The organism is Mariniphaga sediminis, assembly GCF_003573545.1.
In the GTDB taxonomy this organism is placed as follows: domain Bacteria; phylum Bacteroidota; class Bacteroidia; order Bacteroidales; family Prolixibacteraceae; genus Mariniphaga; species Mariniphaga sediminis.
On the sequence record NZ_QWET01000006.1, the window covers coordinates 32,902 to 51,579 of the forward strand.

Consider the following 18,678-nt stretch of genomic DNA (forward strand, 5'->3'; position numbering starts at 1 on the left):
TCAAAATCTTAATTAACAACCACAACCACAACCGCCGTGATTATGATCCTCGTGGTCGGAACCGCAACCTCCATCGTCGGAGCCGCAACCTCCATCACCACATCCACAACCGCCTCCTGAAAGTATTTGTGCCAGCTCTTCATCCGACGCCTCACGCACTTCCAGAACTTTTCCGGCAAAGAAAAGGTCTTCACCAGCCAACGGATGATTAAAATCCATCTTAATCGTTTCGTCGTTTATCTCCAGTACCAATCCATTCAGGCGTTGGCCATTGCTACTCATCATTGGCACTGTATTTCCTACAGAAATCAGTTCATCATCGAAATTGCCGTCAACCAAAAAGACATGTTTGGGCAATTCCACGATTGCATCCTGATTTACATCACCATACGCGTCAGTTTTGGCTAATCGGATTGAAAAATCTTCCCCCGTCTTCAATCCCGACAGGTGCGATTCAAATTTGGGTAACATAAGGCCTGCACCAAATAAAAATTGCAGGGGCTTTTCTTCTGTTGCCCGTTCAATAACCTCTCCCCGCTCATCTTCGATATGTAAATCGTAGGTTAGCGTAACCATGGAATGTTTTGAAATCTCCAGCATAATTTCACCTTATTATAATTTTTAATCTCTAAAAGTATTTGATGCCTGACTGGTTTGTGCAATCAGGCGGGAAACTTCCAGGAAAATGATATTCCTATCGTTATTCATGGTTGTTTCTCTTTTCAATTTATGTGCAAATTAAGTGTTTTTATGTGACAGAACAAAATACCTTTCTATCCTTTTCTGAGAAATTTAACAAAGAAGCAGATCAAAATGTTGTCTGACAAAAAAAATCAATATTTAAGTACTTTTTGTGTTAACCTGTCTCTGTCCGTCTTTACAGACAGAAAATACAATCCGGCAGGAAGTTCTTTCAGGGCCGAAATACCAACCCTGCTTTGCCCGTTCAGGGATTGCTGATAAAGTATCCTTCCTGAACTTTCGGTTAAAATTAACTTCTCTGCGTTTCCGGGAACGTCAATAAAAAAAACATCTTTTACTGGGTTTGGATAAACATTCAGGTCAACAACTTCTTCTGCAACCGGAACAGAAACAGGAAATGTCATTATCACCTTAAAGGAATGCCAGACTTTCTTGCCATTCGACGTTCCGGAGATTGTTACCGTAGCTTCACCAGTCATTCCTTCTGTTACATTCAATGCCAACATGGTTTTCCCGGGTTCTCCCGGTTTTCCTGCCGTCACCACTGAACCCGTTATCAGAACGGGATTATCGATATATTCCAGCTTTAGTTCAATGGATGAATCGTCATTGTCAGGATCGGTAAATACCGAATCCAGTTCTACATAAAATACTTCATCCGAAACATTTTTATTGTCGAGCGTAGCAACCGGATTTTTGAGCACTGGTGGTAAATCCTGACGGTTTACCTGGTCGATACAAAAATAAGCCGGTGTGTTCATCCCCCAGTCGCCTAAGTCCGAAGAAGAAAGGCTGAAACGAAGCCCGGCAATTTGTCCCAGAGAAGAAAGGTCAACCCATTCCCAGCTATCCAAAATAAAATCTTCCGTATTATTTTCAAACCGGAAATCAGCCAGGTAATAATCGAACATCCCCGTTGTATCTCCCTTTTCCGAAATTCCTGCAATGGTTACTTTAAACCAGTCGGGATCGTTTCCATCCGCGCCGCCAAATTTTTTGGAATAGGCGTCGCCCTCCTTCATAGACAGATAGGCATACGTTGAGTTTGTTATATAAAAACCAGAAACCATTCCCGTTTCAAATTCGATTTCAGAATAAGGAGACGCATAGGAAACAGCATATGCATCGCTCCCCAGTGCCCCGTTTCCCGGAATGGCGCTGTACTGGTTATCCCATCCGGGCGTTTCATTGTTGGTGATTGTTGAGGCAGCAAAGCCAGCCCAACTGCCCCATGCACTGGTGTAATTATTTTTGAAAGAAAAACCGCCACTGGTGAAAGCTCCTGCACCATCAGATCCGTTGTAAAAACTTTCTGCGCCCAATTCCAAATCTTCCATTCCGGCTTCGGCAATTACGGCACCTCCGGGCGCAATTCCATTAAAATCGTCGATACAAAAATAGGCAGGGGTGTTCATGCCCCAGTCGCCCACGTCAGTAGATTCCAGGCTGAACTTCAACCGGGTTACAACACCCAAATCACTCAGGTCTACCCATTCCCAGGTGTTTACCAGGTAATCCTCATCCGGGTTTTCAGCTCTGAAATCGGCAAGAAAAAATTCCACCGTCCCTGTTTCATTTCCAAAAATGTCAACTCCGGAAACAATCAGCTTAAAATAATCCGGTTCGCCACCGTCAGCCCCACCGAATTTTTTGGAATACGCATCGCCATCCTGCATGGAGAGGTAGGTGTATGTGGAGTTCGTCACATAAAAACCGGCCTGTTCTGCCGGGTTTTCCAATTCCATTTCCAGCTCTCCTGCTAAAAAAGCTACGGCATAATTTTCCGAACCTTCCACACCGCCGGCAGTAATGGCACTGTACTGATTCCCGTAGCCTGCCGTGGTATTATCCTTCACATTCGAAACAGAAAAACCGGCCCAGCTTCCCCAGGCGGCATTGTAATCATTGGGAAACCAAAAGCCACCGCTGGCAAATCCCCCGGCCCCGTCAGAGCCATTGTACCAGGAACCGGGTTCCAGGGTAAAATCATCAAATGTTGCAACTTCCCGGGCACTTGCAGAAAACAGGGCTGCCCATAAACCCACCATCAGATAAAATTTTTTCATCGTAAAACTTTTTGTGATAAAACAAATCATTTTACAATACCAAAACTATGGGAAAAATATTAAGGTAATTTACCTCCAGCTTTTGATCCCGAAAGCTTACGATATTGTTTACTATTTTGAAATGTCAGGTCTTCTGGCTTACCCCGATTGGCAACGGCCTTCCCGTCCCTATAAACAGAGGAACAGTGGCGTCAGTTGTTGCCAACATGAAAGGATTACAGCTGCGGGTACAGCTCCGGATTTACACCGGATTCCCTAAAAGCGCATAACATAAATAATTTTACTTCTGCGCTTCAACTCTTTTCAGAGAACAATTCGGCCGTAAAAGTAGCTAATTTAAAAGAACTGTTGCATTAAAAAATAAATTTTTGTAATTTACGTAACGATTGTTTGAACAAATCTTCTAAGACAAAACATTTGAACTAAAAGTTCTACATCATGACATTTACCGGTGAATTAAAACAGGCAATTAACATTGCACAGTCTATTGCAAAAGAGTATTCGAATGGTGAATTCTCTCCGGCACATTTATTAAAAGCATTGTTACATAAAGATATTGGATTGACAGAATTACTCCTGGCCCTGGAACAGGATATCTATTACCTGGAAGAGTGGGCAGAAGTTCGGATTGAAGCCTGTTCCAAATCGGGAAATGTCCATGAAAACCCTTCGGGAGATAGTCAGGTACAAGCGGTTTTCAGGGAAGCAGATAACATAAGGCTTAAGTTGTCTAAAGAAGAAATCGATCCGGTTTCTGTATTGGCTGCATTGAGTACACCGGGAGTTGGTTTTAGTTACGAGCAGTTAAAAACTTTCACCCTTACCCAAAAACAAATTATTGACTACCTCCTTGAAGACAGTGAATTGCAACATGCAGTAGGTATTGATGATGACAGTAAAAATGAAGAAAAAAAACAAAAGCCATCACAAAATGCCCTGCTTAAATACTGTACGGATAAAAATGAAGAAGCCCAACAGGGAAAACTCGATCCGGTTGTAAGCCGCGATAATACAATACGGGAAATTATTGAAATACTTGGTCGCCGTAACAAAGCGAATGTGCTGATTGTGGGCGATGCAGGAGTAGGAAAAACTTCGTTGGTTAACGGTTTCACCCAAAATGTTGTTGAAGAGAAAGTGCCCGGAAGTTTACTCGGCGCTGTTGTTTTTGAGTTAGACTACGGAGCGTTGATTGCCGGAGCTTCTTACAAAGGTGAAATAGAAGATCGTTTAAAAAAGATTATCTCTGAGATACAGCAATTTGACAAAGCCATACTCTTTGTCGACGAAATTCACATGCTGCTTGATAAACAGGGAGGAACGGCGGGGGCCGCGAACCTGCTAAAACCGGAACTTGCCCGGGGAAACCTGACTATTATTGGTACTACAACCATTGAAAATTATACCAAATTCATTGAAACCGATGAGGCTTTTAACAGGCAGTTTGAGTTGGTAAAAGTTGAAGAGCCTGACGAAGAGACTGCCAAAAGGATGCTGAAAGAGATTGTTCCGAAATATGAAGAGCATCACGGACTAAAAGTGGACGAAGAGGTAATTACCGAGGCGATCCGTCTTTCGAAAAGATTTCTGAAAGAACAGCTACTTCCCGAATCGGCCATTGATTTGATTGACCACACCATGGCAGGAGTTCGGCTCATGGCTGATATATCGCCTGTAAAAATTGAAAAACTAAAGGCCGATTTAAACCAGTTTGCCGACGATAAAGAGGCTCATTTTGTCGAGCTGCAATGGTTTAGTTCCGATTTAAAAAATCAAATCTCTCCTATCCTGTTTTCCAAACTCGACGAGGAAGAAAACGGATTGCCTCTGGAATCGGGAACGGAAACATTCGGTTACTGTCAGAAAGTACTGGATAAACTGGAAGAAGTCGCAAAAGAAAAGGTAGAGTCTTTAAAAAAATCAGATATCGGGGCTATTGTCTCGGGCCGTACCGGAATTCCTCTCGGAAAAATTCAGTCGAAAGAGCGGGAAAAACTTCTGAATACGGAAGAGCACCTTCGCAAAAGGGTCATTGGACAGGACCATGCGTTGAAAAGTATTGCCGAAGCTATTCTTGAATCGCGTTCAGGGCTAAATAAAGCCGGGCAACCTATTGGCTCCTTCTTTTTCCTTGGCCCCACCGGAACGGGAAAAACCGAACTTGCCAAATCCCTTGCAGAATTCCTTTTTCAGGATGAATCTTTTTTAATCCGTTTCGACATGTCGGAATTTAAGGAAGAACACTCCGCCGCTTTATTGTATGGCGCCCCTCCCGGTTATGTTGGATACGAAGAAGGCGGGCTACTGGTAAATAAAATCAGGCAGAAACCCTATTCCATCGTATTATTCGATGAAATTGAAAAAGCACACTCCTCTGTTTTCGATATCTTTTTGCAAATTCTGGACGAAGGAAAACTTCACGACCGGCTTGGAAAAGAAGGAGACTTTTCCAATGCACTGATTCTTTTCACCTCCAACATTGGCAGCGATTATATTGTAGAATCGTTTAATAAAGGCGAAATTCCTCCTTCAGATACTTTAATGGAAATCATGAGCAACTATTTCCGGCCTGAGTTTTTGGGAAGGCTGACCGAAATCGTTCCGTTTGCTCCCATTAGCAAAAACAATGTGGTTAAAATATTTGACATTCATTTAAAAAGCCTCCTGAAAACACTCGACGACAAAGGGGTACAACTTGAAATAGATGACAATGCCAAAGAAAAGCTGGCACTCTCCGGATATACTCCCAAATATGGAGCACGCCCTATAGTCGGGGTTATCCGTTCGCAACTCAGAAGGCCCTTATCTCAGATGATTATTTCAGACAAAATAAAAAGGGGGTCGGTAGTCCGGCTGTCGCTGGATGAAAATGAAAAGGTTGTTTGGAAGACCGATTAGCCTAAAATTGTAAAACGAATTATTAACAATAATAAAAAGTACAGTATGCAAACTTACGGAATTGGCGGGACTGAAGTCCAGGGTGATGCAAATGAAGCAATCAGCGAAATTGCCCAAAACCGAACTTTAATGGTAGAAAAATTAACAGCCGATGCCCCTTTCAAACCAGAAATTGTGGAAGGGCTGACATCGATTGACGATGTGTTTAACCATTTCCAGCCTTCGGTTGATGTTGAATTTGAAGATGCCGATGGCAACGGGAAAGATGAAACCCTTAATTTCAAAGGGCTGGCTGATTTTGGCATAAACGGCATAACGGCCCAGAGTGATTTTCTGAAAGACCTGACCAGCCAGAAGGAACAGTTTCTAAAAATTGTAAAGCAGCTAAAAAGCAACAAACTTTTGCGAAAGGCGCTCGAAACCAAGGAAACAAAAGAGGCAATGCTGAATACAATTTATGCTTTGATTAAAGAGATTGAAGAAGCTTAGAACAATAAGAATCTGTAACCTTAAAATTGAAAAAATGGCACCACAGGAACAACAACAAAATATTGAACAATTCAGGGAAAAAGTAGTAGAAAAAACGAGTCAGGTTGAAAAACCAAAGGAGCTACTCCAGGAAAGCCTGGCGCAACTGTCAAAAGTAGGCGGGTTTGATTTAATGGAAGTGGCTATTGACGGAGCGCAAAACCTGAATCCGGAAAGAAAAGCAAGGAAAAGAATTTTCCTTTCCGAAGAATCGAAAAAGGAGGAAAGGGAACAGTTGAAAAAAACACTCCAGCTTTGGGCCGCTGTTCTTTCCTCATCCGACAACGTGATGGAGATGGTCGAAAGTTGTGAGCAAAGTGCGCAGCGGGCAGAAGAAACCCTCACAAAAAACCTGGCCAAAGCAACTGAAACCATTAAAGATCTGGAAAAATCCTACCGTTCGGTTGCCCTGTTCTTTAAAAATACCGGCAGTAATAAAATAAAGAATGTAACCTTTATGAACGCGGATGCGGAACAGCTGAAGGATCTGGACGATACCCGTTTTATAGATGCTATTCAGGATGAACTTGTAAATAATTACGACCGGCTTGATTTGCGCGACAACTACAGTTTGCTGGTTGTACCGGGATACCTGGGCTCAAACAAAGTAGTAGAAAAATGGGCAAAAATAGCACACGAAAATAAAGTGATGCTGGTAACCGATTTCGAACACCTCGACACTCCCGACGATGTAATGGAAATGTTTGAATCAGCCAACCTTACCGGCGGTGATATGTACCGCGCCAATGTGCTAATGACCTGCAACTACCTTGTTGGACGCGACAAATACAAAGAGCTTGGAGAAGAAGAAGAGCTTTATCTGCCTCCTTCTTCTGCCCTGGCCGGAACAATTTACCAAACCCTTATGTCGCAAGTGGCCGCCGGGAAAAAACATGGTAGTCTGAGCGAAGTGGACGGGGTATGTTTCGACCTGAAAAAAAGTGAAATTGCCAACCTCGAAAAACTGGGACTTGTACCGATGGTGAACGAATACGGAAAAGTGATGGCTTTCTCAGCCAAAACACTTTTTAGTGGCGATAACCTCGGACTTCAAACCTATTCGGTGGTGAGGGTTTTCGACTATGTAACCAAGGTGCTGATGGACTTCTTAAACCGCAGAGCTTTTGAAAATTTCAATACCAAAACCCGGAAAGAAATCCTGAGCCAAATCATCCGTTTCCTCGACAACATTACAGGCCCGGGCAAACTAATTGAAAAATTCTCCATTAAACGGTTTGAACAAGATAAAAATCAAAAAGACAGAATATATCTCGATATTCATATGACCCCCTATTTCCCTGCCAAAAACTTTATGATAAAAATGGACGGACAAAAAGGCGATGACGGAAACGAATGGGACACTGAATATGAACAAAATTAATTTTATTATTCATTTGGTTTAACCTTAAAATTTAAAAATTATGTCATTTAAAGCAACACTTGACGTGGACGGTAATCAATACCGCGTATTGAACTGCAGCTACAACTTGCATCAGGATTATGACAACACCGGCAGGCCCTCATCCATTACACGTGGAGGAGTGGTAAACCTGGTAGTAGAATCAACAGACGACACCAGCCTATTTGAATGGATGTGTGACAGCTACATGAAAAAAGATGCCAAAATTACGTTTAATAAACGCGACGAGGATTCCAAAATGAAAGAGCTCGAAATAACTGAGGCATATATGGTTAGCTACGAAGAATCATTCGATGACACAGGAAGCGGTGCCATGGTTCAATCATTTTCGCTTTCGGCCAGGAGCATCAAAATGGGCAATGGCGAACACGAAAATGAATGGGCCGTATAAAAATTGATGCTTTTAATTAACGAATAAAAGCCGGATAAACAGTCGGTTTATCCGTTTCTTAAAATTGGAAAAGTTGGTTATGAAACCAACTCTTGTAACATTGCTGGTTCGCTAATCAATTTTAATGTAAGATTATGTCATTAACCGCACGCCTTCATATAGAAGGCCACGAAAAAGAGCAGAGGGGGATAAAAGTTTTGTCATGTGATTACAGCTTTTCCCAGGACGTTGAAAACAATGGGCTAATCAGTTCATCGGTTCGTGCAGGGTTCATCAATGTCTCCATTCCGGGAATCAATGATGCCGAAATTGTTCAGTGGATGGTAAGCAGGAATATCCGGAAAAAGGGCAAAATCTCTTTTTTGGGAGTCAATGAATCGGGCGTTCCTCAGGAAAGTAAATCGATCGAGTTTGAAGATGCAATTCTGGTAAATTATAGCGAAGCATTTATCGATGAGTCGGATATGGTGATCCACCTAAGTATATCCGCACGCAAAATCACTTTATCGAACACGAAATGGGAAACCCAGTGGGATACAGACGAAAGTAGAGTTTAATATTAAAATTTATGAAACATGTCGCTACTTTCAAAGATTGACATTACCATCAACCAGAAGCCATTAAAAAACTTCCAGCAGGTTTCCATTAGTCAAAACCTTTATGGGATCGACAGGTTTGAGATTATCTGCCGTTACGATGCATACGAAGAGTTAGATGGTTTCTTAATCGAAAAAACAAAAGATTTCCTGGGTCTTCCCATTGTTATTCAAACAAAAACAATGGTAAAAGACGAGGAAAAAGACGGACTTAATTTTCGTGGATTTGTTACGGAAATCCAAAGTTCACGGAGTGCGATGGCTGATTACGACCAGATAATTATTTCAGGAGGAAGTTCTGAAATAGCTTTAAACCGTAAACCGACCAACCGCGCTTTTATTGATAATACGCTGGAAGATATCGTAAAAGAGGTTTTAAAAAAGTATGATCTCAAGTCAAAGATTTCTACCCGGAATAAAGAACGTTATCCTTACATTGTCCAGTTTGAGGAGAGTGACCTCGATTTTTTGAGACGATTGTCCATCAGGTATGGCGAATGGTGCTATTTTAATGGGCAAGAGTTCATTTTTGGAGAAATCCCTTCGGGGTCAAAATCGCATAAACTTACCATTGGCTCTAACCTGAAAAACTTTAAATATGAACTCAGGACAAACCCTGTAAAGTTTAGCCTTTACACATTAGATCCTCTGAAACTGGATGTTCATCAATACAAATCAGGGAACTCAAAAATTGAGGGAAACCTGAATATGTACGGAAAACATGCCCTCAAAATGTCTAAAAATCTTTATACTGAAGAAGGAAGGGATTACTACGAACATTTGAATGTGGATGAATCTGAATACAAAAAAGGGATTAATTTGGTAGGAGAAACGGAGGAGGCTGCAAATGCCATTAAGCTTACGGATTTGTCCGGAACATCAACAAACGGATTTCTTCAGGCCGGAGCGCTGGCAGAGGTTGACTGCCTGAAACAGGATGGTAAAGGCAAAATTGATTATGGGAAGTACCTGATTACTTCGGTACAACACGAAATGGATAATGCCCTCTCCTACCAGAATAGTTTTACGGCAATCCCTTCAGAAACTTCCATTCCTGAAAATACCGATCCCTATTTTGTTCGAACATCCCCCAGTCAGCTGGGTATGGTAGCCGATAACAAAGATCCCAAAAAGTTGGGACGGGTAAAAATAAGCTTTTGGTGGATGGAAGGGAAACAAGCTACTCCCTGGGTAAAAGTAACAGCACCTTTTTCGCATAAAAAAGCTGGTTTTTATTTTGTGCCTGCTGAAAACTCAAGAGTGTTGGTTGGTTTCGAAGATGGAGATGTAGAAAAACCTTACTGCCTGGGAACCCTATATGATGAAGATTCAAACCCTGACCCTGCCTGGGCTGGAAATACAAATGAAAAGAATGCAAAAATACATGCGATACGCACTTTTGCAGGGAACACAATTGAATTTCACGACACGGACGGGGAAGAACAAATAAGAATCTACGACACAAAGGGAAAAAACGAAATTACACTTAACAGTGCAAAGGGAGAAATAACCATAAAGGCATCAGATAAGCTTACACTTGAGGCGGACGAAATCGAAATTAAAGCAACCAACGGCATAAAGATTGAAGCCGGCCAGGGATTAGAGCAGAAAGCGACGGACATTACCACCGAAGCGACATCAGCTCTGAAGCAAAAAGGATTGACCATTGAGGCCCAGGCCAATACTTCATTTAAAGCCCAGGGAAGCGCCACCGCTGAGATTTCTTCAAGCGGGCAAACAACGGTGAAAGGCAGTATGGTTATGATTAATTAAAGTTCAACAAAAAAATTCAGAAGAATGCCACCTGCAGCAAGATTAACAGATATGCACACCTGCCCGATGGTAACGGGAACAGTACCTCATGTGGGCGGACCAATAATAGGTCCGGGCTGCCCTACCGTACTCATTGGTGGCATGCCTGCTGCCTGTGTGGGAGATGCGGCCACCTGTGCCGGGCCTCCTGACAGTATAGTTATGGGATCTGCTACTGTTTTGATTGGAGGAAAGCCTGCCGCACGAATGGGAGATGTAACATCGCACGGAGGAACCATTGTAGCCGGAAACCCAACTGTTATGATTGGGGGATAATTATATGACAGAAAAGCAAAAATTCTCACATATCCAGTATTGTAAATACAAGGGTATAAAGAAATCTGGTATATGATTTCTACGCTTGAAATAAAGCTGCTTAAAGATTTTGGGTTTACCAGTTATGCCCATTTTCAAAAATCTTTAAATATTCCTCCAAAAGGAAGATACAGAATCTACCATTTCAAGTGGCGGCTAATCATGATGTCCAAATACAAACTAGTCAATTCTCCCATAAAAAATGCGGTTATTACATTTTTTACACAATACGAAGATTATGTAATTAAAAACCAAAAGGGCAGTCTGGCAAACTGGCCTAAAAATGCAAAAGATCAATCTGAGTATTTGTTTGAACGACTGGTAACTCCCTGGAAACTAACAAAACATGGCAGTCTTTTGTTTTCCATAAAAGATCCCAGAAATACACTTTGGTTCAGGGCGTTGGATTTGCAGGAATTATTCAAAGCGCTGGATATTTGTTACAAAGAGTCCAAAAAATCAGGCGCAAAAGTAAAACCCTGGACATTATCCCTTAAATGGAATGAATGTGTAGCAACCTACAAGCAGAAAAGAAAAAGAGGAATTCTATGGGTTGGAAAAGATTATGATGTCGCCCTAATGCTCTGCGATAACATCATCTCAACATGGGATACAAAAACAGGAAATTGGAAACCGTGGAATAATGCCTGGTCGCGACTGGCCCACCAAAAGCTTTCCGGCATTATCAAATATGGATACATTGCCACTCCCAAAAACCAGGGTCTCATAAGCGATTCAATTATGAAAGGACTTGCTGCCATGCCCGGAACGCAGAAAAAAGAGGCCAGGTTTGATGATGTTTCAAACTTTGTGTTTAAAGAAGGATTATCAGGAATGAAACAAGCAGCTTTTATTATTGCTACCGCTTTTGCTGTGGGAGGATCCCGGGCGGCAAAAATTATCAACGGGTTTCATGAGCAGCATAGCATTCCAAAATGGTGGAAAAGATGAATGTATATTCTAACAGGAAGCTTTAATCACCCAATTTCCGTAATCGAATGACAAATGAATTCAATACACAAAAGGTTATTCTTCAAAAAAATCCATCCTCTTAGGAATTTAAATGATTCTTTCCTATTTTTATAACCTATTAAATTCATTGTAAATGAGCGGTACAAGTTTGGCATTAAAAATAGGTAGCCTCATTCTCGGATTGGGCGCTTATTTTGTTCTTTTCAAAAAGGTCAAGGGATTAAAAAAATACGGGATATCCAGTTTATTCTACGTGCTGGTGGTATCTATAATCCTTTCTTTGTCAACATTATTTCTACTCATAAAAACATCGACGGGAGAAATTACCAGTCTTATATTCGGACAGATTATTATCCTCTCAGTAGGTACACTCCATGTTTTTTTCGCAAAAAAACTACTTCCCTGGTATGGGGAGCAAAATTTTGGAATGCAATTGGTTTTTATTATTTGCACCCTGCTTTTCGGATATTTTTTTTCCAATCTTTCCCTCAGTTTTATCGTAGATTCTGATATTGAGTTTGTTTGGTACTTGTCTTTATTATGGTTTCTGGTACCGGTATTGTTAGACAGCACAATTGCCAAATTGCTGGAAGTTCCTCCCAGAGAATATAAAAAATGGCAGTATCCTGTGGATGTAACCATTGAAGATCCGACAGATGAAGAGATGGAAAATCCGGTTGTCATAAGTTTTGTGTTTCAAAAAAGCTCTTTGGCTTCTGAAGATACCACATTCAGGGCAAAGGCGCCACAGGAAATGACACTTGGAAGGCTCTTTTACTTTTTTATTGATGATTACAATAGCAGACATCCGGAAGCCCCTATCTCCATAGTGGATGAAAATAAACAACCAGACGAATGGATATTTTTCAAAGTAAAAAATAAACTCCTTCGACTAAAAAAAGCACTTGACCCTGACGATTCTATTTTTAGCAGCCGCATAAAAGAGAATGATGTGCTGATATGTACCAGAGTTAGTATGAACGAAAATTTTTCAAAAGATGAAGCCACTGAATAAAAAAGAACGGAACAAAGCATTTTATAAAGTTGTCGGTTTGTTCCTCATAAGTTTTATTATTGCAATTCTGCTTGGTTTTACCACCATGAATGCGGGCAGATTATCGGAACGCCAGTCAAAAGGGGAACTAAATAAACTGAAAAACCACCTGAAATTTCAGGAAGAGGTTTTTGCACCGAACGTGGGTGAAACAAACGTGCTGCTCTCCAAAATTCCTACATCTAAGGAAACGGGTGAAAACCTGGAAGTACTGAACCAGGATATTGCGGCATTACTGAGTCAGACTAAAAGCCAGATAGCCGAAGAAGAATCGTGGGAAACAAAAATGTACCAGGATGTTATTCAGTCGCTTTCCAATCTTCAGTTGGCGCTTAATAATCAGATAGAGCTCAGGGAAGAGATGGGTGATGCAAATAGTGCGGGACAAAAACTACAGGAGTGCATTGCAGAAAGAGATCGGCTTCAAACGCAGGTCAATTTACTCCAGGCTGCCAGTAGTGGTGGTGGTGGCGGTGGTGGCGGCGGAGCCAACGTTGCCCAACTGGAAAAAAATCTTAAAGAAGTAAATAAAGAGTTACTCAAATGCAACCTTGAAAACAAGGCGTTAAAACAGGAAATAGAAAAAATCAGGAACCGTTAAAATCAAAAGCACCCGGCATTATTTGTTTAGTTTCCCCCATGGATCGGTTTTTATAATCAAAGCCTTCATCTTTCCATTCACTTTTTGAGTGCCTGCAATTAAATACCCCCCATCTTCTGCGTTAACCAAATCCATTACAAACTGATCTCCCGGAAGGGAAAGGACTTCGTACCTTATCAATTCATTCCCGGATTTATCTACCCAATAGAGCGTAATGTCGTAATCAGAACCGGAATAACTATGACTGGCTATGGCATATCCATCATCAATCTTAATCATCGAAGGTTTGTATCTTAACACATCATCACTTTTTACCGAGCACGGTAGCAGGTTGGCACAGTCTGTAGGGCCACCATCTTTATCAACCAATGTAAAACTTATTTCATACATGTTACTGCGGATCTCTTCGCCTCTCAAAATGGCAAAACCTCCCTGGTAAGAATTTTCAATATCACATCCTATAATGTTCATTTCAGAACTAATCAAATGGATATCGCCATGCGCCCTCCTGTCTATTTTTCCAAAAAGGATAAGCAACGGTGATTTATCCTTCTCCTGCCAGTATCCGGTAATAGCAAATCCGCCATCGCTTGTTGGAATAATGTCGGTAAACATTTTGTTTCCCACGTATTTGAATGTCCGATCAGTAAACGGAACTATCCTCCCTGATTTATCTGCCTTTTGGAAAGAAATATCGAGTGGATACCGGCCCCCAACGGTATTGGCCGCTATTCCCAGTTCATTGTTTACAGCCAAAGCCAGTTGCGGATAGGCAAAGTCGGTTTTAAAATTTTGGTTTTCCTGAAAATATACAGGCTCCCCGGTTTTTAACGCGGGGTCAATTTCCATAATAAGAAGTTTACCGGACGGATCAAGGCCAACCATCATAAAGCTGGTTGCCTCCTGCGTCGGGATTATTTCGTAAACATAAAAATCAAAATCTTTACGGCCCGTTATTTTCCCGCTATTATCCAGTTTCAACACCGATGATCCCTTCCCATCCTGCTTCATTACAGCAAGGTATTCGTTTCCGGGTAAATTAACCAATGAAAGAACATTTTCATTTTCTTTATCAAAATCGTCCGATTTAATGTAGGTCGAATAGCTACTCTTAAAAGATATTTCTTTCGACGCCTGGGCTACCTCTCCCGTCTCTGAATTAGTTGCTTCAAGTGTAACAATATAATTCCCGGGCATCTGATAATAATGGCTGGGAGCCAGAGCAGTTGACTCATTGTTGTTCGAATCAAAATCGCCAAAATTCCATTTGTAAGTATCGGCATTGGAAGAGAGATTTTTAAATTCAGCCGTCAGCGGTGTAAATTCGCCTTTGAGGTTTATCTCAAAATCGGCTATGGGCGGTGCCTTTGGCTTGCTAACAACAACCGTCTTTTCAAAAACATCCTCCTTGCCAGAACTCTTGCTAAGCACTGCCAGCGTTACCTTGTATTCTCCCGGGCTTTGGAAAACATGCTCCGGATTCTTTTGGATGGATACATTTGAACTGCCGGAAGAAGGATCGCCAAAATCCCAGGCAAAACTATCGGCATTTTCAGAAGTATTTGAAAAAATAATTCTGGCCGGCGCCACATTTTTGCCCTCCGGAATTTCAATATTGAATCCGGCAACCGGCGACACTGCCACCTCTTCCTTTACTTGTTGTACTTCTGCAACTTCTGCCACCTCTGCCGATTTCTCTTCTTTTACCGGTTTGGGCTGACCGGTAACCACCACAAAATCAGTAAACGTATCCGTTTGATCAGCATTATCATTTTTGACAGTCAGGGTAACCTTGTACCTTCCCTCTTCAGAATAAATATGAACCGGATTTTTTAACACCGAAGTATTTTCATCAGAGTCCGGATCACCAAAATCCCAGGAAAAACTGTCGGCATTTGATGAACTGTCAGTAAACTTTACAATTGCCGGGGCCGGGTTATTATTATTTTCAACAATAAACTTAGCCGTTAGCGCAATTTCCGGCACAGACGGTGAAGTAACAACAACCCAATCGGTTGCCACACTCTCCCTGCTAAAGCCTGGACTTGAAGCTGTTAAAACAACCTTGTATCGTCCACCTTTTTTATACGTATGCGACGGCTCCTTTTTATCAGAAGTGTTCTCCTTTCCCGATTCCGGATCGCCAAAATCCCAGAAGAACCGGGTGGCATTCAGCGAATTATTATTAAAAATGACGGTAACAGGACCAATCATATTGTTGTTACTGACGGAGAAACGGGCCTCCGGTGGTTTGGGTAATTCATTGATGGTAATAACTTCTGAAAATGTAGCGGGCTTTTTCATCCCTTTGCCCCACGCCGACAATTGCACTTTGTAGGTACCTGGCTCCGAAAAAAGATGTGCCGGGTCTGTTTCTTCCGAACTGTTTTTATCGCCTGATGAAGGATCCGCAAAATCCCATCTGTATCTTTCTGCATTGCTGGATGTATTTTTGAAAGTTACGGTGGACGGCGCGGTTTCAGAAGACCTGGTATAAATAAACCCGGCTTCTGCAACCTTTTCTGATTCGACCACTACATCTTTTGTGATGGTATCAGTCAGGCCGCTAAAATTGTTCTTTACAATTAACTGAACCTTAAAGGTACCGGCATTTTTATACTTAACTGTTTCCTCTTTACTGTCTGATTCATTTTTACGCCCCAATGATGGGTCTCCAAAATTCCACCGATAGCTGTCCGCATTTTCCGAGGTGTTTTTAAAACTCACTTTGGCCGGTGGCAATTGGTTATTGTTGATAATATCAAAATCAGCGGTGACAGGATCATGCGTTTTAATTTCAATACTCTGATAATAGGTGCTTTCCATATTAAGCTGAGTATTCCGCGCAGTTAAGGAAATGGAAAACACACCTCCATTTTCGTAAATGTGCCTGGCATCTTTTTCAAACGACAGGTTTCTGACACTGGAAGTAGGATCTCCAAAATTCCACTGGTATTCGTTGGCATACGAGGAATTATTTGAAAATACCACTTCGCAGGGTGCAAATCCGTTATTCCCTACCGAAACGATTTTGAAAATTGCCTGCGGCTCATTCTCTTTGTATGCCAAAACTTCCACACTCACATTCCCAATATCCCCGCCAAAATCATCTTTGAAATACCACACAATTGCTTTCTCCCGGCCCGGACTAACATTGTTGCCCACATCACCATAAGCAGAAGAGGTTTTCACCTGACTTCCTCCGGAAGTAATAAACAAAACAACGCTAAACGACTTTGCCTCGTCCGTTTGGACCAGATCATAAGAGATAAGTAGTTTCTCGTCTGCCAGACTTTTGGAAACATTTGTGGCATAATTTTTCTGAGACATTACTGTTTTCCCTGCAAACAGCAACATTAGCGTTAAAGCAAAATAAGTTATACATCGTTTCATTTTCCCATATTTTTTAGCTATTCCACAACCATCTAAATCATTTCCGCAAAACATTATGTTGTAAAAACCCGGTACGGCAACAGATTGATCGAATCCTGTTTTAACCTGACCTTCAATGTTTCTGTTTTATGCCATAGTTCATCGCTTGTTAAACTGTTCTTTTCTTTAAACAAGAGGTGAATATCCAGTGTACGAACCATACCCTTTCCGGGCGAGTGTCCCAGTTCCACCCCCTTTTTTATCTCTACCGACTTTACATTGTTGCCAAATAATTCATAGCAGAGGGCTTTTATATCCTCAGCGGTAACAATCCTCCCTTTTGACAACAAAGACCGTCTTAAGGTATTCAACTTTTCTTCTTTTGTCAGTTTTTGCCTTCCTCCAACTGAATGGGTAAAAAGTTCCAGGCTTTTATCGTCCAAATCAACTCCCCTTAAAACAGAAAGACGTGACCCCGGACGAATATTATTTGCCTGTTCTCCGGCCACGGACCAAAACTGTACATTGATTTTATCATAATCAGAATTTGACTCCATAATAAGATATGAATTCAAATCATTGGCTACACCCGATGTATCAATGCGTTGTTGTAACCGTGATATAATCTGGTCGAGCTGTTTGAGCTCAAACGAAATCAAATCGGCTCCTTTCACAGAAAAAGCTGCCGCTTCGTCTCTGACCAAATCAATAAGATGCGCGATAGTTTCCCTGGCATCACGTGAATCAAAGCGTGCAATTCCTCCCTGTCTGACCAGGTATGTATTTTCACCCTCTGCACCATCCATCGAACTGCGCGGCGAATAAACCAGATCCCTGCTATCTGAAACTCTGGCTACGTCAAAAAATAAATCGTCGGTCAGCAACGGAATCACATTGGTTCCTTTCACAATGGAATGGGTATATTCATTCAACTCCCTGTTTACCAACGGAAAGCAATTCAAAGAAACCACCAAATCATCTATTTCCTCATCCGAAGCAGCCTGCGCCATATCAATCTCAACCCAAAGAATATCTTCGCTGAAAACATCCGGCTTTTCCTCAGAGAAATATTCCCCAAGCAAATTCGATGTACCCTCCAATCCGGCAAAATCCTTTAACAAATAGTCACCGTCTGACAGAGTCATAAAATTCTTTTCGTAAAAAGCATTAATAAATCCGGTGGCTTTAAATGAAATATTATTCTCCTTCTCCAGCAGGCGGGTAAGTGAGTTTTCAGAATCCGGTTCTGTTCCTGTTCCGTTTTGGAATAGCACCTCTTTCCCATTTATTTTCCATGTTGCATTTTGCAGTGAATGATAAAAACGCTCCTCCAGCACAAGATTTTTGAACGTGAAAAACAGCGTCAGCCCATCTAAAATTTCAATCAGCGGATCCATTTTAATTCCCAGATACAATGTGGAATTCCCGGCAGTGCTTTTTCGGGACGTTTCGGCCAGTATTTCCTTAAAACGGCCATCCACTCCATATAAATGTTTTCCGGCAAACAGATATTTAATTTCGCCGTTAAAAAGCGTAGTGCGTTTTGCCGGAGTAAACCAGATATCTTTTTTTGTGGCACCTTCCTTCCCGGGCAACTCCCTGGAAAAACTAAACTGATAATAATCATTTATCGTTACGCGGGCTTGCAATGGTTTTGCATAAGCGATGGCATGGGCAGGAAAATGGGTAAACATATTCTGCCTGAAAAGTACCTCAAGTAATTTGTCCACAACCCGGGCATCTGCCCTTTCTATCTCACGCGATGTATTGTATAGTTCTTCCGCAAGTGCCCCTAATATTAACCCCAGTACCGGATCAAATGAATTAATATCCTGTACATCGGGATAGCCCCAAATTTTTGAGGCATTTCTAATCATTCTTCTTTTTATGGAATCAATGGTATCAACCGGCATCTTTTCTGACTATTTTATTTTGATGAAAATCTCAAACA

14 protein-coding genes and 1 riboswitch are annotated in these 18,678 nt (G+C 41.6%); of the genes, 10 read left to right on the top strand and 4 right to left on the bottom strand.

Going from position 1 to position 18,678, the window contains the following annotated elements; genetic code table 11:
• Nucleotides 1–12 precede the first annotated feature (12 nt).
• Both D1164_RS09235 and D1164_RS09240 read right to left on the bottom strand, forming a co-directional pair.
• A complete protein-coding gene (locus D1164_RS09235) occupies nucleotides 13–600 on the bottom strand; it encodes an FKBP-type peptidyl-prolyl cis-trans isomerase (protein ID WP_241558272.1) in 588 nt (195 codons plus the stop codon).
• A gap of 233 nt (nucleotides 601–833) precedes the next feature.
• The gene (locus D1164_RS09240) at nucleotides 834–2,768 is read right to left on the bottom strand and encodes a DUF4465 domain-containing protein (RefSeq protein ID WP_172594396.1); all 1,935 of its coding nucleotides are present in this window, start codon (nucleotides 2,766–2,768) and stop codon (nucleotides 834–836) included.
• A gap of 106 nt (nucleotides 2,769–2,874) precedes the next feature.
• A riboswitch (cobalamin riboswitch) is annotated at nucleotides 2,875–3,056 on the bottom strand.
• A gap of 150 nt (nucleotides 3,057–3,206) precedes the next feature.
• Here D1164_RS09240 and D1164_RS09245 point away from each other — a divergent pair.
• The 10 genes from D1164_RS09245 (at nucleotide 3,207) to tssO (ending at nucleotide 13,355) form a co-directional block, all read left to right on the top strand.
• Complete coding sequence (locus tag D1164_RS09245) at nucleotides 3,207–5,666, top strand: ATP-dependent Clp protease ATP-binding subunit (protein ID WP_119349688.1); 2,460 nt, start codon at nucleotides 3,207–3,209, stop codon at nucleotides 5,664–5,666.
• Between the two features lie 45 nt (nucleotides 5,667–5,711).
• Entirely contained in the window at nucleotides 5,712–6,155 is a 444-nt protein-coding gene (locus tag D1164_RS09250; RefSeq protein WP_119349689.1) for a type VI secretion system contractile sheath small subunit, read from the top strand.
• 34 nt (nucleotides 6,156–6,189) lie between these two features.
• Complete coding sequence (locus tag D1164_RS09255) at nucleotides 6,190–7,575, top strand: DUF5458 family protein (protein WP_119349690.1); 1,386 nt, start codon at nucleotides 6,190–6,192, stop codon at nucleotides 7,573–7,575.
• A gap of 40 nt (nucleotides 7,576–7,615) precedes the next feature.
• Nucleotides 7,616–8,005, top strand: coding sequence for a type VI secretion system tube protein TssD (tssD, locus tag D1164_RS09260; RefSeq protein WP_119349691.1), 390 nt, complete (start codon nucleotides 7,616–7,618; stop codon nucleotides 8,003–8,005).
• 134 nt (nucleotides 8,006–8,139) lie between these two features.
• The gene (gene tssD / locus D1164_RS09265; protein WP_119349692.1) at nucleotides 8,140–8,562 is read left to right on the top strand and encodes a type VI secretion system tube protein TssD; all 423 of its coding nucleotides are present in this window, start codon (nucleotides 8,140–8,142) and stop codon (nucleotides 8,560–8,562) included.
• Between the two features lie 18 nt (nucleotides 8,563–8,580).
• Nucleotides 8,581–10,374 carry a type VI secretion system Vgr family protein gene (locus D1164_RS09270; protein WP_119349693.1) on the top strand — a complete coding sequence of 598 codons (1,794 nt, stop codon included), beginning with the start codon at nucleotides 8,581–8,583 and terminating at the stop codon, nucleotides 10,372–10,374.
• A 24-nt stretch (nucleotides 10,375–10,398) separates the two neighbouring features.
• Complete coding sequence (locus D1164_RS09275; RefSeq protein WP_119349694.1) at nucleotides 10,399–10,689, top strand: PAAR domain-containing protein; 291 nt, start codon at nucleotides 10,399–10,401, stop codon at nucleotides 10,687–10,689.
• 72 nt (nucleotides 10,690–10,761) lie between these two features.
• Nucleotides 10,762–11,679, top strand: a complete 918-nt coding sequence (locus tag D1164_RS09280) for a hypothetical protein (protein ID WP_119349695.1) — start codon at nucleotides 10,762–10,764, stop codon at nucleotides 11,677–11,679.
• Between the two features lie 154 nt (nucleotides 11,680–11,833).
• Nucleotides 11,834–12,715, top strand: a complete 882-nt coding sequence (locus D1164_RS09285) for a TssN family type VI secretion system protein (RefSeq protein ID WP_119349696.1) — start codon at nucleotides 11,834–11,836, stop codon at nucleotides 12,713–12,715.
• Nucleotides 12,699–13,355, top strand: a complete 657-nt coding sequence (gene tssO, locus D1164_RS09290) for a type VI secretion system TssO (RefSeq protein WP_119349697.1) — start codon at nucleotides 12,699–12,701, stop codon at nucleotides 13,353–13,355. The genes D1164_RS09285 and tssO overlap by 17 nt, the downstream gene beginning before the upstream one ends.
• Before the next feature lie 18 nt (nucleotides 13,356–13,373).
• Here tssO and D1164_RS09295 read toward each other — a convergent pair whose 3' ends face one another.
• Together D1164_RS09295 and D1164_RS09300 are read right to left on the bottom strand one after the other, a co-directional pair.
• Nucleotides 13,374–16,748: a PKD domain-containing protein gene (locus tag D1164_RS09295; RefSeq protein ID WP_172594397.1), complete on the bottom strand. Its 3,375-nt coding sequence runs from the start codon at nucleotides 16,746–16,748 to the stop codon at nucleotides 13,374–13,376.
• Nucleotides 16,749–16,801: 53 nt separating this feature from the next.
• The gene (locus D1164_RS09300) at nucleotides 16,802–18,640 is read right to left on the bottom strand and encodes a type VI secretion system baseplate subunit TssF (RefSeq protein ID WP_119349699.1); all 1,839 of its coding nucleotides are present in this window, start codon (nucleotides 18,638–18,640) and stop codon (nucleotides 16,802–16,804) included.
• Between the last annotated feature and the right edge of the window lie 38 nt (nucleotides 18,641–18,678).

Coding starts and splice junctions, on each gene's coding strand:
- D1164_RS09235 (WP_241558272.1), bottom strand. CDS start 600: ATGCTGGAGATTTCAAAACATTCCATGGTTACGCTAACCTACGATTTA.
- D1164_RS09240 (WP_172594396.1), bottom strand. CDS start 2,768: ATGAAAAAATTTTATCTGATGGTGGGTTTATGGGCAGCCCTGTTTTCT.
- D1164_RS09245 (WP_119349688.1), top strand. CDS start 3,207: ATGACATTTACCGGTGAATTAAAACAGGCAATTAACATTGCACAGTCT.
- D1164_RS09250 (WP_119349689.1), top strand. CDS start 5,712: ATGCAAACTTACGGAATTGGCGGGACTGAAGTCCAGGGTGATGCAAAT.
- D1164_RS09255 (WP_119349690.1), top strand. CDS start 6,190: ATGGCACCACAGGAACAACAACAAAATATTGAACAATTCAGGGAAAAA.
- tssD (WP_119349691.1), top strand. CDS start 7,616: ATGTCATTTAAAGCAACACTTGACGTGGACGGTAATCAATACCGCGTA.
- tssD (WP_119349692.1), top strand. CDS start 8,140: ATGTCATTAACCGCACGCCTTCATATAGAAGGCCACGAAAAAGAGCAG.
- D1164_RS09270 (WP_119349693.1), top strand. CDS start 8,581: ATGTCGCTACTTTCAAAGATTGACATTACCATCAACCAGAAGCCATTA.
- D1164_RS09275 (WP_119349694.1), top strand. CDS start 10,399: ATGCCACCTGCAGCAAGATTAACAGATATGCACACCTGCCCGATGGTA.
- D1164_RS09280 (WP_119349695.1), top strand. CDS start 10,762: ATGATTTCTACGCTTGAAATAAAGCTGCTTAAAGATTTTGGGTTTACC.
- D1164_RS09285 (WP_119349696.1), top strand. CDS start 11,834: ATGAGCGGTACAAGTTTGGCATTAAAAATAGGTAGCCTCATTCTCGGA.
- tssO (WP_119349697.1), top strand. CDS start 12,699: ATGAAGCCACTGAATAAAAAAGAACGGAACAAAGCATTTTATAAAGTT.
- D1164_RS09295 (WP_172594397.1), bottom strand. CDS start 16,748: ATGAAACGATGTATAACTTATTTTGCTTTAACGCTAATGTTGCTGTTT.
- D1164_RS09300 (WP_119349699.1), bottom strand. CDS start 18,640: ATGCCGGTTGATACCATTGATTCCATAAAAAGAAGAATGATTAGAAAT.